This is a genomic window from Rhodococcus sp. BP-261 (genome assembly GCF_019835205.1).
Taxonomy (GTDB): Bacteria; Actinomycetota; Actinomycetes; order Mycobacteriales; family Mycobacteriaceae; genus Rhodococcoides; species Rhodococcoides kyotonensis_B.
The window spans coordinates 99,382-116,257 of sequence record NZ_JABUCO010000003.1 but is presented as its reverse complement, the minus strand read 5'-3'; the positions used below and the strand labels follow the sequence as shown (position 1 = coordinate 116,257).

General features: G+C 65.9%; 4 protein-coding genes. 1 reads left to right on the top strand and 3 read right to left on the bottom strand.

What is annotated here, in order from left to right; genetic code table 11:
• Positions 1-165: 165 nt before the first annotated feature.
• Positions 166-14,046: a non-ribosomal peptide synthetase gene (locus HQ354_RS04735; protein WP_222634258.1), complete on the top strand. Its 13,881-nt coding sequence runs from the start codon at positions 166-168 to the stop codon at positions 14,044-14,046.
• On the opposite strand, the gene HQ354_RS04730 is transcribed toward HQ354_RS04735, so the two are convergent.
• The 3 genes from HQ354_RS04730 to HQ354_RS04720 form a co-directional block, all read right to left on the bottom strand.
• On the bottom strand, positions 13,979-14,941 hold the full coding sequence (locus tag HQ354_RS04730) for a triacylglycerol lipase (RefSeq protein ID WP_243636920.1): 963 nt from the start codon (positions 14,939-14,941) through the stop codon (positions 13,979-13,981). The two genes, HQ354_RS04735 and HQ354_RS04730, sit on opposite strands and share 68 nt — an antisense overlap.
• Positions 14,942-15,033: 92 nt before the next feature.
• Entirely contained in the window at positions 15,034-15,924 is an 891-nt protein-coding gene (locus HQ354_RS04725; protein ID WP_084424125.1) for a glycosyltransferase family 2 protein, read from the bottom strand.
• Positions 15,925-16,023: 99 nt separating this feature from the next.
• Positions 16,024-16,875: an ABC transporter permease gene (locus HQ354_RS04720; protein WP_068432334.1), complete on the bottom strand. Its 852-nt coding sequence runs from the start codon at positions 16,873-16,875 to the stop codon at positions 16,024-16,026.
• Position 16,876: the final 1 nt, after the last annotated feature.

Genomic DNA, 16,876 nt, shown 5'->3' with positions numbered 1-16,876 from the left:
AATGCCTCCCTCCGAACTGGAGGGAGGCATTTGTTTCAGTAGCCTGGAGTTTGCCGTCGCCCGACGGCGCACCATCCGATAGCTCAGCATCGACGTACAGCCCGAACCGGTCTCGGCACATCGTCTGTTCGTTGCCGTCGAGAATGGGGATGAGAGGACTGCCGCGTGGCTGACGATCGACCACCTGCCGGTGTGCTGTCGATCAGCGACGTCCCGTCACTGATCGCGCGCGCGGCGCAGGTCGCACCCGATCGCACGGCCGTGACATTGGGCGACGTCAGTCCTACGCTCGCCCGCGTCGACTCCGAGTTGCGTGCTCTCGACGAGGCCATGGGCGGCGTCCTCGGACCCGAATCACTCGTACCTCTGGTCTTGTCCGCGCTGGCTCCCGACAGTGCGTCGACCGATGGCGGCGCGCTCGAGCGTGCAGTGGATGCGTTGCTCGAGACGGCGGCCGACGTTCTCGGTCTCGATCCGGCGCCGCAACCGAACGACAGGCCGCGGACACTGATCGAGGCATTCGAAGCACGCGTCGCACTCACTCCGGACCGTATTGCCGTCGAGCATCGCGCAGACGCACTCACCTACGCCGAGCTGAACCGTCGGGCAACCGTTGTCGCGCAGACGCTCCGTGCCCACGGTGCGCGGGCCGACACCACCGTCGGACTGGCCCTCCACCGATCCGTCGATCTCGTCGTCGGCATGTACGCGATCCTGAAGACCGGCGCGGCCTACGTTCCACTCGACCCCGACCATCCGGTCGACCGACTCGCGTACGTGCTGTCGGTGGCCACACCGGTCGTCGTGCTGACCGACAGCAGGATCGCCCCCGGACTGCAGGCCGAGACGCTGACGATCGACGACATCGACATCGACATCGACGTCGACCGAGACGACGACGGCATGGCGGGGCAGGTTAGTCCCGACGACTTGGCCTACGTGCTGTTCACGTCCGGATCCACCGGCCGCCCCAAGGGCGTCGCCGTGTCACACCGGGCGATTCTGGCCAATATCGCCTGGCGTCAACGCCGCTACGTACTCACCGAGGACGACGTCGTCCTGCAGAAGACGCCATTCACGTTCGACGTGTCGGTGTGGGAGTTCTTCTGGCCGCTGCAGGTGGGCGCCCGTCTGGTGCTAGCAGACCCGGGGGCGCACGGGGATCCGGACCATCTCGCCGATATCGTTCGTCGATCGAGCGTGACGGTCGTGCACTTCGTGCCGTCCATGCTCGCGGCCTTCGTCGACGCGCCGACGACGAGTGAATTGCCGACGCTGCGCTACGTGTTCGCGTCGGGCGAGGAGCTACCGGCCGCGACTGCGGCTCGATTCCGCGTCGAACATGCTGCAGCACTGCACAATCTGTACGGCCCGACGGAAGCAGCCGTCGACGTCACGCACCACGAGGTGACCGACGCCGACGACGTGGTCGTGCCTATCGGCACGGCAGTCGACGACACCGAACTGTACGTCCTCGACGCCGGGCTCGGCCATGTACCGCCTGACGTCGTCGGCGAGTTGTACATCGCCGGAGTGCAACTCGCGCGTGGCTATCTGTCCGCGCCCGCGAGAACAGCCGAGCGATTCGTCGCCGATCCGTTCCGTCCGGGCGAGAGGATGTACCGGACCGGCGACCTCGTCAGACGAGCCGCGGGCGGCGAATTGATCTATCTCGGTCGGACCGACTTTCAGGTCAAGCTCCGAGGGCTCCGTATCGAGCTCGGAGAGATCGAAGCCGTTCTGCAGGCGCACGACTACGTCGCGGACAGCGCTGCCGTCGTTCGTGGTGATCGACTCGTCGGGTACGTGGTGCCGTCTCGTCGAGCAGAATCGGACTTCGACGTCGACGCGCTACGGGCGGAACTGCGACGCACGCTGCCGGCGTACATGGTGCCGTCGCAGCTGGTGGTTCTGTACCGGATGCCCGTCGGGACGTCGGGAAAGCTCGACCGCGCGGCCTTGCCGGAACCGTCGGAACAACGTGAAGAATTCGCAGAACCCGTCGGCGATACCGAAAGTGCTGTCGCCGCGGTGTTCTCGGAGATTCTCGGCGTGCGTCGAGTCGGACGCACCGACGACTACTTCGCACTCGGTGGCAATTCCCTCAGTGCCACGCGGGTCGTTGCGCGGCTGAACAGTCGGTTCGGAGTCCGGATCGGAGTTCGAGAATTCTTCGACGCGTCGACGGTGGCCGAGTGGGCTCGCCTGATCGACGACGCCGAACCAGCAGGTCGGTCGCCCGAATCGATTCTCTCTTCGCGCACATGGCCGGAGCGGATACCGCTGTCGTTGGCGCAGCAACGCATGTGGTTTCTGAATCGTCTCGATCCAGGGTCGTCCGTGAACACCATCTCGGTCGCTCTACGGCTCAGCGGAGACCTTCGCGAATGGGCACTCGAGAACGCGGTCGGTGACGTGATCAGACGGCATGCGTCACTCCGGACGACCTATCCCGAGCAGGACGGCATCGGATACCAGCTTGTCCACGCAGCCTCGGACATCGACATCGATTGGCATGCATCGTCGGTCGACGTCGCCGACCTCCGACGTCACATCGTGACTGCGGTGACCGAACCCTTCGACATCACCGCCGCCCCGCCGTTGCGAGTTCGACTGTTGCAGATCGACGCACGCGAGCACGTACTCGTCGTGGCCGTGCATCACATTGCGGCGGACGGGTTCTCGATGATTCCGCTGACACGCGACATCATGGAGGCCTACGCGGCGCGTAGCGCCGGTCACGCACCCGGGTGGCAGCCTCTGCCGGTGCAGTACGCGGACTACACGCTGTGGCAACGAGAGGTACTCGGGCTGTCGGAGGAGCCCGCGTCGCCGATTGCGGTCCAGGAGCGCTACTGGATCGACACGCTTGCCGAACGAACCGACCAGCTGCAGTTGCCGACGGATCGGCGTCATCCGCCGATTCCTTCCGGAGCCGGCGCGCGGCACACGATGATGGTCGACGCGGCGACTCACGCCGGGCTCGTGTCGATCGCCCGCGAGCACGGAGTCACCGTGTTCATGGTGGTGCACGCGGCGTTGGCAGTCCTGCTGGCACGGCTGTCCGGCACCGGCGACATCGCGATCGGAACGCCGGTGGCCGGTCGCGGCGAGGCCGTTCTCGACGACGTCATCGGCATGTTCGTCAACACTCTGGTCCTGCGGACCCAGGTCGACGGGGTGTCGCACTTCGGTGAACTCGTGGGGCATGCACGCGAAGTGGATCTCGCCGCGTTCACGCACGCGGATGTGCCGTTCGAACGCGTCGTGGAACTGGTGGACCCGCCGCGGGAGACGTCACGACATCCGCTGTACCAGGTGATGCTGACCTTCGGTGACGTCGGTGACATCGACCTGCAGCTCGACGGTCTCACCGCGCGTGCGCTCGAAACCGACGTCGCGACAGCCAAAGTCGACCTCGAGTTCTCCGTTCTCGAGCGCAGCACCGTGGTCGAGCAGAGCACCGGCCTGTCGATCGGCATCACGTACGCGACTGACATCTTCGACGCGTCGACCGTCGAACTGATCGGTCGCCGATTCGTGCGGATACTTGCTGCAGTGGCATCCGACGCGACGGTGCGGGTCGGTGACATCGATCTTGTCGACGATACCGAGCGGGTGTTGTTGGCCGGGGTGAACGACACTGCACGCGTGGTGGATTCGGCGGCGACGTTGGTGTCGTTGTTCGATGCGCAGGTCGCGGCGTCGCCGGATGCGGTGGCGTTGGTGTTCGAGGGTGAGTCGCTGTCGTACGCGGAGTTCGATGCTCGGGCGAATCGGGTTGCCAGATACTTGATTTCGCGGGGTGTGGGTCCGGAGTCGTTGGTGGCTGTGGCGATGCGTCGGTCGTTGGATTTGATGGTCGGTTTGTATGGCGTGATCAAGGCTGGTGCGGGGTATGTGCCGGTGGATCCGGATCAGCCTGGCGAGCGGGTGGCTTACATTCTGGAGACGGCGCAGGTGACGGTGGCGTTGTCGTCGTCGCGGGATGGCTTCGCCGCTGATGGCGTGGATGTCGTCGAGTTGGATCGTGTGGAGCTCGGTGGGTTTGCCGGTGGTTCGGTGTCGGATGTGGATCGGGTGTCGCCGTTGGCGGCGTCGAATGTGGCGTATGTGTTGTTCACTTCGGGGTCGACGGGTCGGCCGAAGGGTGTGGCGATTTCGCATGCGGCGATCGTGAATCGTCTGGTGTGGATGCAGGCGGAGTACGCGCTGACCGATTCCGATGTCGTCGTGCAGAAGACGCCGGTGACGTTCGATGTGTCGGTGTGGGAGTTGTTCTGGCCGTTGCAGGTCGGTGCGCGGTTGGTGATCGCGCGGCCGGATGGTCATCGGGATCCGGTGTATCTGGCGTCGTTGATGCGGGATGAGCGGGTGTCGGTGGCGCATTTCGTGCCGTCGATGTTGGCGGTGTTCGCGGGGGAGCCGTCGGCAGCCGAGGCGTCGGGCCTGCGGTGGGTGTTCGCCTCGGGTGAGGCGTTGCCGGTGGCGACGGCGCGGTCGTTCGCGGGGGTGTTGCCGTCGGCTCGGTTGGTGAATTTGTATGGTCCGACCGAGGCTGCGGTGGATGTGACGTTCCACGAGTACACGGCGTCGGATTCGGCTGTGGTGCCGATCGGGCGGCCGGTGTTCAACACGCGGGTTCATGTGCTCGATGGCCGGCTGCGTGCGGTGTCGGTGGGCATGGTGGGTGAGCTCTACCTCGCGGGTGTGCAGTTGGCGCGCGGGTATTACGGTCGTCCGGATTTGTCGGCGGATCGGTTCGTGGCGGATCCGTTCGATGTCGGTGGTCGGTTGTATCGGACCGGGGACCTGGTGCGCTGGACTGCGTCGGGCGAACTCGAGTACATCGGTCGTAGTGATTTCCAGGTGAAGTTGCGTGGTCTGCGTATCGAGTTGGGGGAGATCGAGTCGGCGCTGTTGACCGACGACGCTGTTGCGCAGGCCGTCGTCCAGGTCCGCGGCGATCGGTTGGTCGGGTATGTCGTTGCAGCAGTGGATCGTTCGATCGACGTCGATGCGCTGCGCGCGTCGGCGGGCCGGTCGGTACCGGAGTACATGGTCCCCGCGGTGATCCTGGTGCTCGACGAGTTGCCGCTCGGGCCGTCGGGCAAGCTCGACCGAAAGGCGTTGCCGAATCCCGTGTTCGAGGTCCGGCAATTCCGCGAACCGACGACGGACACCGAGGTCGCGGTCGCTCGCGTGTTCGAGGAGATACTCGGTGTACCGCGCGTGGGTCTGGACGACGACTTCTTCGCGCTCGGCGGCAATTCGTTGGTCGCGACGCAGGTGGTGTCCCGGCTCGGTGCTGCCCTCGATGCCCAGGTGCCGGTCAGAGCCATCTTCGACGTCTCCACGGTCGAGGGCCTGGCGGCACTCCTGCATGGCAGCGTCGGAAGCGGCGGTCGAGTGCCGCTTCGTGCCGGTCGACGACCGCGTCGCGTTCCGTTGTCCCTTGCGCAGCAACGCATGTGGTTCCTCGACAGGTTCGATCCGAACTCCGCGGCCTACAACATTCCCATCGTCGTCAGGCTCCGCGGTGGAATCGATGCGGATGCACTCGGGTCGGCGATCGACGACGTGCGCGGACGCCACGAGTCGTTGCGCACCGTCTATCCCGACGTCGACGGCGTCGGTCATCAGGTGGTGCTTCCGCTGTCGTCGTCGGAGTTCACGCTCGGCGTGGCCGAGTGCACCGAAGCGGATGCGCTGCAGGACATCCGGCTGCTCGTCGTCCGCGGGTTCGACCTGGCGAACGAACCGCCGTTCCGTGCCCACCTGTACCGGATGAGCGAGACCGAGGACATTCTCGCTGTTGTCGTGCATCACATCGCCGCCGACGGCTTCTCGATGGGACCGTTGATGCGGGACATCGTGACGGCCTATGCCGCGCGCATCGGTGGTCGAGCGCCGCAGTGGCAGAACCTGTCGGTCCAGTATGCGGATTACGCTGTGTGGCAACGAGACATGCTCGGTGACGAATCGGATCCGAACTCCATCATGAGTACGCAGATCGCGTTCTGGAAGCGGGCTCTCGACGGGATCCCCGAACAGCTCGACCTACCGACCGATCGCCCACGTCCGGTCACTCTGACCGAGTATGGAGGCATCCACGCCTTCGGCATCGACGCGGCGCTGCACAGATCGATCGTCGCCCTCGGGCTCGAGGTCGGATGCACGCCGTTCATGATCGTGCACGCTGCGTTCGCGATCACGCTCGCGCGGTTGTCGGGAAGTGACGACATCGCGATCGGCACTCCCATCGCCGGACGCGGTGAGCGGGCGCTGGACGACGTGATCGGCATGTTCGTCAACACGCTCGTGCTGCGCACCGCCGTGCCGTCGGGCATGGCGATCTCCGACCTGTTGAGTTCCGTCCGCGACGTCGATCTCGACGCCTTCGCACACGCCGACATTCCGTTCGAGAGGCTGGTCGAGATTCTGGACCCACCTCGATCGACGGCGCGCCAACCGCTGTTCCAGGTGATGCTCGCATTCCAGAACCTCGAGCGCACCACCGTCGAACTTCCCGGCCTCAGTGCGGCAGGCGTCGAACTCGAGACGGGGCTCGCCAAATTCGATCTGTACCTGACGATGTCGGAGGAGTTCGACGCGTCGGGTGAGCCGATCGGCATGTTGGCACAGTTCCTGTACCTCACCGACCTGTTCGACGAACCGACAGTGGTGCGCATGGCACGGCGGTTCCTGCAGATTCTTCGGACCATCGTGAACGACCCGTCGACGATCGTCGGTGACATCGACGTCGTCGACGACCATGAGCAGCAGTTGGTCCTGCGGGAATGGAACGCCACCGACGTGGCGTCGGCTGACGAATTGCTCCTCGACCGGTTCTCCGAGCGGGTGCAGGCGACGCCGGACGCCGTTGCGCTCACCTGTTCGGGCGAGTCGATCAGTTACGCGCAGTTCGGTTCTCGGGTGAACCAGCTCGCCCGCGTTCTGATCGGAGAGGGTGTCGGACCGGAATCCGCTGTCGCAGTGACTCTTCCGCGTTCGATCGACATGCTGGTCGCGATCTACGCAGTGGTGACGGCGGGAGGTGCGTACGTTCCCGTGGATTCGACCCAGCCGGCCGATCGAGTCGACTACGTACTGGGCGCCGCGAGCGTGTCCGTGGTGTTGGCGGCCTCGAACGACGTCGTCCCGCCGGGGATCCGGCGCGTCGACGTCGATACCGTCGACCTGAGCGGCATGTCCGGTGCACCGGTGACGGACGAGGAACGGACTGCGCCGCTGCGACCGCGCCATCCCGCCTACGTCTTGTTCACGTCCGGATCGACCGGGCGACCGAAGGGCGTCGTCGTCGACCATCGTGCGATCGTGAATCGATTGTCCTGGATGCAGGCCGAGTACCGGCTTCGCGTCGACGATGTCGTGGTGCAGAAGACGCCGGTGACATTCGACGTGTCGGTGTGGGAATTGTTCTGGCCGCTGCAGATCGGAGCCGAACTCGTCGTCGCAAGGCCCGACGGCCATCGCGACCCGGCCTACCTGGCTGGATTGTTCGCCGAAGAGTCGGTCACCGTCGCGCATTTCGTTCCGTCGATGCTTGCGGTGTTTCTCGCCGGACCTGCCGTCGACGCCGTCACGTCGCTACGCTGGGTGTTCGCATCCGGTGAGGCGCTTCCGGCGGCCACGGCGGGAACCGCACGGGAGCTACTGCCGTCGACTCGTGTGGTCAATCTGTACGGCCCGACCGAGACCGCGGTCGACGTGACGTATCACGAGTTCGTGCCGTCCGACGTCGTGGCCGTGCCCATCGGACGGCCCGTGTCGAACACCCGATGCTTCGTGCTCGACGGTCGATTGCACCCGGTGCCACCGGGAGTGGTCGGCGAACTGTACGTCGCCGGAGTGCAGTTGGCGCGAGGCTACGTCGGACGCCCGGAGCTCAGCGCCGATCGATTCGTCGCCGATCCGTTCTCCGCCAAGGGTTCTCGGATGTACCGCACCGGCGATCTCGCACGGTGGAATCCGCACGGCGAACTCGAATACTTCGGCCGACGCGATTTCCAGGTCAAGCTCCGTGGCCAGCGCATCGAACTGGGCGAGATCGAAGCGGCGGTGCTCGCGCACGACGGCGTCGGCCAAGCCGTCGTGGTACTGCGCACGGACGCCACTGTCGGTGACATCCTCGTCGCGTACGTCGTCCCGAATCCAGGACGTGTCGTGGACCCGGTCGAGGTGCGTCGTACGGCGACCCGCGGGGTGCCCGACTACATGGTGCCCACGTCGGTGATGGTCGTCGAGACGCTGCCGGTCGGTCCGACCGGCAAACTGGATCGACGTGCGCTTCCGCGACCGATCTTCGAGGTCAAGGCCTTCCGACCGCCGTCCACGCCGATCGAGGAAGTCGTCGCGGCGACGTTCGCCGACCTGCTCGGCGCCGAGCAGGTGGGTCTGGACGACGACTTCTTCTCGCTGGGCGGCAATTCGCTGACGGCGACGCGCGTCGTCGCGCGGTTGTCCTCGGCGCTGAACGCGGACGTCTCGCTCAGATCGGTCTTCGAATCTCCCGGCGTCGAAGCTCTCGCCGCGCGCATCGAAATGCACACCGAACCGGCGCACCGCGTACCCGTTCACGTGCGACGAGACGTACACGCACCCGTCCCGTTGTCGCTTGCGCAGCAACGCATGTGGTTTCTGGGTCGACTCGACCCCGAGTCCGCCGCCCACAACGTACCGGTGACGATTCGGCTCGCCGGAGAACTCGACGTCGATGCGTTCACCTCGGCGTTCCACGACGTGACCGCTCGGCACGACATACTGCGCACGGTGTACCCCGACATCGCCGGGGTCGGGTACCAGGTCATCGAGCCGGTGTCGGACAGTTCCGTCGTGCTGCACATGGAGGACATCGATTCCGCGACGGTCTCCGCTCGGGTCCTCGAGCTGGTCGGCGCACCGTTCGACATCACTGCGGCCGTTCCCGTCCGAGCGACGCTGTTCCGCGAATCGCCGACGATGCATGTGCTCGTCGTCGTCGCCCACCACATCTCGGTGGACGGCTATTCGATCGGGCCCCTGACCCGGGATCTCGTGCGCGCCTACGCGGCACGGGTGATCGGGCAGGATCCCGGGTGGGAACGTCCGGCGATCCAGTACGCCGACTACGCATTGTGGCAACGCGAAGTGCTCGGCTCGGAAGACGACCCGTCGTCGATCACGTCGACCCAGATCGACTACTGGACACGCCAACTCGCCGACCTTCCCGACGAGATCGAACTCCCGGCCGATCGCCCGCGCCCCACGACCGAATCGCACACGGGCGCAGTGGTGACGGTGTCGATCGACGCCGAGGTACGTCGCCGAGTCACCGACGTCGCGCATGCTGCAGGCGCGACGCCGTTCATGGTCGTGCATTCCGCGCTCGCCGTGCTGTCGGCACGGTTGTCCGCGTCGGACGACATTGCCGTCGGCACACCGGTCGCCGGACGCGGCGACTCCGAACTCGACGACATGATCGGCATGTTCGTCAACACACTCGTCCTGCGGACCCGCGTCGACACGGGCGCATCCTTCGAGGACGTGCTCGACGAGGTGCGCGAGAACGACCTGTCGGCATTCGCTCACGCGGACATACCGTTCGAGAAGCTCGTCGAAGTTCTCGATCCGAATCGTTCGCGCGGACGGCACCCGCTGTTCCAGGTGATGCTGACGTTCCAGAATCTGGCGACCACTCGGCTGGAGTTGCCGAATCTGACCGTCAGCGGCATGGAGTTCGATGCCATCGCAGCCAAGTTCGACCTGCAGGTGACCGTTGCCGACGCGTATGATTCGGGCGGCGACGTCGACGGATGGGCTGTCGAATTCACCTATGCGACGGACCTTTTCGACGACGTGACGGTTCGGGGCTGGGCCTCGGCTTTCGTGCGGCTGCTCACCGCATTCGTCGAGAAGCCGGACACTGTGGTCGGTGACGTCGACCTCACCCCGCCCGACGAGCTCGACATCATCGTGAACCGTTGGAGCATCTCGGGATCGGAGGAGCTACCGGTCTCGGCGACGCTGGCCGAGGCGTTCGAAACGGCGGCGACGCGCTGTCCGGACCGCGTTGCGGTTCGTCACGGCGACGAATCCTGCTCGTACGCCGAACTTCTCCACCGAGTGCATGTACTCGCACGTCGTCTGAAAGCTGCGGGCGCACGACCGGAAACACTGGTGGCAGTGGCACTTCCGCGATCGATCGATCTGGTCGTCGCGCTTCTCGCCGTCGTGACGTCCGGAGCGGGATACCTGCCGGTCGACCCGTCGTACCCGAGGGAACGCATCGATTTCATACTCGACGACGCCCGGCCCGTCGCCGTCGTCGCATCCGGTGACGATCTCGACTTCGGAACGTTGCCGGTGATCGATCCGTCGGAATCGACACCGGAGACCGACGGAGCCGTCCGGGGCGAGGTGCGGGTGCCGGTGTCGTCGGGCAACACCGCCTACGTCATCTACACGTCGGGTTCCACGGGACGACCGAAAGGCGTCGTCGTCACGCACGACAACGTGCTGCGGCTGTTCGCCGGGACATCCGCGGCGTTCCGGTTCGACGAGAACGACGTGTGGACCATGTTCCATTCCTACGCGTTCGACTTCTCCGTGTGGGAGATGTGGGGACCGTTGCTGCACGGCGGCACGCTCGTCGTCGTCGACTACTTCACGTCCCGTTCCCCGGAAGCCTTCCGTGAGCTGCTGGCCACCGAGAAGGTCACCGTCCTGAATCAGACGCCGTCCGCGTTCCACCAACTCGCCGAGGTCGATCGGGTCCTGCCCGCGGTCCCACTTGCACTGCGCTACATCGTGTTCGGCGGCGAGGCGCTCGAACCGCGTCGCCTGCAGAACTGGATCGAGCGCCACGGAGACGGCACCGAGGACGCCGACGGACGCGTCGGGCCCGCGCTGATCAACATGTACGGCATCACCGAGACCACGGTGCACGTGTCGATCCGCCGGATCACCGCGCACGACACGCGGTCGGCGTCGATGATCGGGGTACCGATTCCCGGGCTGCGCATGTACGTCCTGGACCGACGGTTGCGTCCGGTGCCGATCGGCGTCGCGGGCGAGCTCTACGTCTCGGGTGGACAGGCCGCACGTGGGTACGTCGGGCGCTCCGGGCTGACGGCGACGCGCTTCGTCGCGGACCCGTTCGACGGTGACGGCGGAGTGCTCTACCGAACCGGTGACCGGGCTCGATGGCGTCGGGCGGAGTCGACCGGCGAGCTCGAGTATCTCGGACGTACCGACGATCAGGTCAAGGTGCGGGGATTCCGAATCGAGATCGGCGAGGTCGAAGCGGCGGTCGCGGCGCAGCCGTCGGTGGCGTCGGTGGCCGTCGTCCTGCGTGAGGACTCACCGGCCGGTGTGCAGCTCGTCGCCTACGTCGTGCTCGGCGAGAACGAGGAGCTGGAACCGGAGAATCTTCGTCGAGGCGTCGGCACCTGGGTGCCGGACTACATGGTGCCGTCGGCGTTCGTCGCGGTGGAATCGATACCACTGACAGTCAACGGAAAGCTGGATCGGTCGGCGCTGCCCGCGCCGGTTCTCGTCGAAACCGCCTTCCGGGCACCGTCGAATCCGATCGAGGAAGTCGTGGCCGACGTCTTCGCGGACGTCCTCGGGCGGCAGCGCGTCGGAGCCGACGACGATTTCTTCGCCCTGGGCGGCAACTCGCTGATCGCGACCCGCGTCGTGTCGAGGCTCGGTGCGGCGCTGGACTCACGCGTCGACGTGCGCACCCTGTTCGAGGCGTCCACGGTCGCCGAGCTCGCGGCCAGACTCGAGACGGCCGTCGGCGACGACGATCGGCCAGCGCTCGGTGCACGCACGCGACCGGACACCATCCCGTTGTCGCTCGCTCAGCGTCGAATGTGGCTGGCCAACAGACTGGATCCGACGTCGGCCGCCTACAACATCTCCCTGGCACTTCGGATGAGCGGAGATCTCGACGTCGACGCGCTGATGTCTGCGATCACCGACGTCATCGCTCGTCACGAAACGTTGCGGACGCGGTACCCGGACGTCGACGGCATCGGCACTCAGGAAGTACTGCCCGTCGCGGACGTCCTGTCGCTCGTCGGGCGCGAACATGTCGACGCCGATGACGCGGCGGATCGTGTGCGACAGCTGGTGGATCACCCGTTCGACGTCGCATCGTCGGTGCCGCTGCTCGTGCGTGTGCTCGAGATGTCCGGCAGCGAGCGCATCCTGGTACTCGTCGTCCATCACATCGCGGCCGACGGGTTCTCGATGGGGCCACTCACACGCGACCTCATGGCTGCGTACGCGGCACGTGCGGTAGGGCGCGTACCCGAATGGGCGCCTCTCACCGTGCAATACGCCGACTACGTGCTGTGGCATCGGGACGTTCTCGGCGACGCCGACGACCCGGCGTCGATCGTGGCGACCCAGGAATCGTTCTGGCGCAGCGCGTTGGCCGGCCTTGCCGAGCAGGACGGTCCGACGCCGGATCGGGTGCGTGTGGGGGCACCGACGGGTATCGGTGCCACCCATGAGTTCGCGATCGGCAAGGCCTTGCTGACCGCGCTCGACGAGGTGGTGCGCAGCCACAACGCGACGTTGTTCATGGCATTGCACACTGCCGTCGCGGTACTGCTCGCACGGCTGTCGGGGAACGACGACATCGCGGTGGGCACCCCGGTGGCCGGGCGCGGCGAATCGGCACTCGACGACGTGGTCGGCATGTTCGTGAACACGCTCGTGCTGCGTACGGACGTCGCGGCCGACGCCACGGTGTCGGACGTCCTGACGGGCGCACGGGAGGTCGATCTCGACGCCTTCGCCCACGCGGACGTGCCGTTCGAGCGCATCGTCGAACTGCTCGACCCACCGCGCTCGGAATCGAGGACACCGTTCTTCCAGGTCGTCGTCGCACTGCAGAATCACGGAACCTCGTGGCTCGATCTGCCGGGACTGTCGATCTCGGGCCTCGCCTCGGGCACCCAGACGGCCAATTACGACCTGCAGTTCGTGTTCTCCGACGGCGTAGGGGAGGACGGCACCAGCGCTCTCACCTGCTCGATCGTCTACGCCACGGACGTCTACGACCACGTCACCGTTCGTAGCCTCGCGGAACGGCTGACGCGGGTACTGCGCGTCCTGACCGAGTCACCGGACACCGTCGTCGGCGACATCGACGTGCGCACCGAGGCCGAGCGGACAGAGCCGGCCGTCGACGCACCCGCCGTCGCGCCGCGTCGGAACGTCCGTCTGCTCCCGCAGACGATCGAGGCTGCCGTCGATTCCGAACCCGACGCTCCCGCCGTCGTCACCCACGAGACCGAGGTGAGCTACGCCGAGATCGCCGCAGGCGCAGCCCGTCTGGCGCGATACCTCGTCGCGCGCGGAATCGGGCCGGGAGACCGCGTCGCCGTCGACCTGCCGATGTCGATCGCTTCCGTCACCGCGGCGTGGGCGGTGTGGTCCGCGGGCGCTGCGCTCGTCGTAGGGCCCGCCGACTCGGCGGACACGCTCGTCGTTCACGCAGGCGCCGACACCCGACGCGGCTCGATTGCTCTCGAGGATCCGGTCACCGCCGACTCGATCGCCGGGCAGTCGAGCAGGCCGGTCGATTACGCGTCACGAACTCGCACGCTGCTGGCCGACGACGCGGCGATGATCGTCGTCGACGAGCTGGGCGAGACCGTACTGACCCACGGCGACGTTGCGACACGAGCGCTCGCGGCGGTGGATACCTGGAAGCTGACGTACGAGTCTCGAATCCTCGTCGTGGACGAGTCCGCCGCCGCGCGTGCGTGGGACGCATTCGCTGTTCTCGCCGCGTCCGTGACAGGCGCCTCGATCGCTGTCGGGGTGCCGGGCGGTAGCGTCGCGGACACCGTCGAGCAGCTGTGGGTGACGCATCTGTTCGCGCCGTCGGCGACGGAATTGGACCCCGACATTCTCGACCTGGATGCGGTGATCGAGACCGACGCCGCCCGTCCCTGGGCTACTCAGCGGGCGCCGCACACACCAGCGGGTGTGTCTCGGCGTAACTGGGGTCAAGGGCAGTGCTGATCATGTGGGCGACGTCGGGATCACGCGTCAGTCCCATGTGCGACGCCTGGTTCGCCGGGCAGACGTCCTGAACCCATTCGTTGGTGACCTGCCCGCTGCCGCCGTCGTCGAGGAACGTGCGCTCGGGAGGAGTCACGACGGCGTCGTGGCGCGTGGCGATGACGGTGTATTCGACACCTGGCATGACCTCGCTGCCTGCGTTGAGCTGCTTGAGGAGCGGCGAACCGATGAGCTGCTGAGTGCCTGCCACACCGAAGATGAGCTGCGACGTCACGTCACGCGGTAGCCCGAGGGAAACCCCGACGAGGTAGAGCTGCTGCAGACCGGCGAAATTGGTGCCGTGATTCGTGGCGCCGAGGGTGATGACGCGATGCACCTTGTTCCGAGCCGGGTCGGCCGCGTCGGCGCCGCCGTTGAACTTCAGGTACTGGCGCGCGAGAGTTCCGCCCTGCGAGTGACCGATGAGATCGACCTGGGATGCGCCGGTGCTGGTCAGAACCGAATCGACGAACCGGTCGAGCTCCGCGGCGGACTTCGTGATGTCGTCGATGCCCCAGACGAGTCTGCTGTGGTCCCACATGACCGGCATCGCGCCGTAGTTGAGCGCGAAGACGCAGTAGCCCTGCGATGCCAGCTCGGGAGACAGCGTCGGCCAGCTCTCCTGCATGTCGGTGTCGGTGCCGTGAATCAGAACCACCGGACGAGGGTGCTCAGGTGACGGTGTGCACGACCAATCGTTCGAGCCCGCAGGAGGCACACCCATCTGGTCGACGAACGGTGGAGGACTTGCGGCCGCGCTCGGCGCGGTCACCAGTGCTCCGGCGCCGAGGAGAAGCAGCAACGATGCGAGTAGCGAGTAGGTCCTGCGAAAACGGGCCGTACCGCGAAAACTCAACAGTTTCTCCTTTGCGTTCCCTGTGTTGCCCTTGTGGGGATTCGTCGGGGTCGCCCACCAGGATTGCGGCAAACGTTGGAGAAATCAACTTGCTACCACCCGAATGTGCGGTACCTTATTCCGCCGCGCACTTCGCCCGTGTGCGCGGCGACCGCTCTGACCCACTGGCCTCGCGAGACGCGTACGACGAACCTCGGAACCAGCGGATTGCCCAACAGCAGCAACGTCCACCAGTACAGAACCCGCCTGACCTTCACCGGCGGGCAGCCTCGGTCGCGGTAGTCACCTTGTAGCTTCGCGAAGCCGTAACCGAGTCGGTACGACTGGCGGATCAGCGGCTTGAACTCGTCGCGGAGGCGATAGGCCACCAGTTGCTCGTTGCTGAAACCCAGCGAGTACCCGGCCAGCTGCGCTCGCCAGCTGAACTCGACGTCCTGGCTGGTCGAATAGCGGTTGTCCATACCGCCCAGATCGCGGTAGACGGACGTCCAACAGCCGAGGCTCGCGCCGATGGCGAAGGGTAGGAACGGGGATTTGCCCTGACGCTCCGGCCGAGTGGTCGGTGTCCAGGACAGGGCACGCGCTGAATTCAGGCTGGTCGTCTCGACGGCGGTACCCACGAGATCGTGCTGCTGCGCCAGGGTCACCAATTCACCGAGCCATGTGGGGTGTACGACGTCGTCCGCGTCGCAGAACGCCAGGAAGTCGCCCGTCGCGGCCTCGACGCCTCGGTTACGGGCATGGGCCGCCCCGGAACTGTCGGACGAATCCACGTAGGTCAGCGTCAACGCATCTTTCAGCGGATGGCTCGAGACGTGGTCGGCCATGTCCGCGCTGCCTCCGTTGTCCGAGACCACGACGTCGAAGGCTCCCGGATAATTCTGCTTTGCGAGTCCGTTCAACTGCTCGTCGAGCAATTGGATGGGGTTCCTCGTAGGGATGACGACGGTTACGTGCGGGGTAAGGGATCGACCCTCGGACATGGCACTCCTGCAGTCAGCCCGTCGATGGGAGCGGGTCCGAGTCCGAACTGTAGTCCACACAACCGTTCGGTACGACTCGTACGGCGCCGCTCTCGATTGTCAGGCCGACGACGAAGCGCGTCGGTATCCGCGAATCGCCGGGACGAGGAACACCGCCACCAGACCGAACGACCACGCCAGCGTCTGCAGCACCGGGACGAGGGTGGGACCGCCCAACGCCAGAGCTCTCATCGCGTCGACCGCACACGACATCGGCTGCGCCGCGACGACAGGCTGTAGCCACGTGGGATACGCCGCAACGGGTACGAAGCCCGAATTGAAGAACAGCAGCAGCGTGCACAACATCGACACCAGTTCGACGAGCGGAGCGTCTCCGGCGGCCGTCGCGAGGAACGTCACCATCACCGCGAAGCCGAGACCGAACACGATCGGCAGCAGAATCAACCCGATTCCAGCCAGCAGGCCGTTGTTGAATCGGAACCCGAGAACGAAGCCCATCGCAACGATGACGATCGTCGTGACCAGAACTCGCACGGCCTCGGCCATCATGCGTCCGAGCAGACCAGCGGCCCGATGCGTCGGCAGCGTGTAGAAGCGAGACAACAGACCGCTGTTCCGCTCGCCCTTGAGCCCGACGGCACTGACGATCGACCCGAACATTGCGCCGATCAGCGCAATGAGCGGAACCTGTCCGTACACGGCGGGCTGGCCCGTGGCCAGCGTGATCGAGTTGCCGAGCACGACCCGAAACATCAGCAGCATCAGCGCCGGGTACAGGATCGCCTGAATCATCGTCGACGGGTCACGCGACCACCGGATCAGCAGACGTTTGCACTGAATCAGGCTGTGCGTCCACAGTGCGCGGGGGGAAGACTCGGGCAGCGGATGTTCGACCTCGGGGAAATCCAGGGTCGATGTCGGTGTCGAACGGGCCGGGTGCAGGTCGGTCATG

Excerpts from the sequence above, each read along its gene's own strand:
- HQ354_RS04725 (WP_084424125.1), bottom strand. The coding sequence starts at position 15,924 with ATGTCCGAGGGTCGATCCCTTACCCCGCACGTAACCGTCGTCATCCCT.
- HQ354_RS04720 (WP_068432334.1), bottom strand. The coding sequence starts at position 16,875 with ATGACCGACCTGCACCCGGCCCGTTCGACACCGACATCGACCCTGGAT.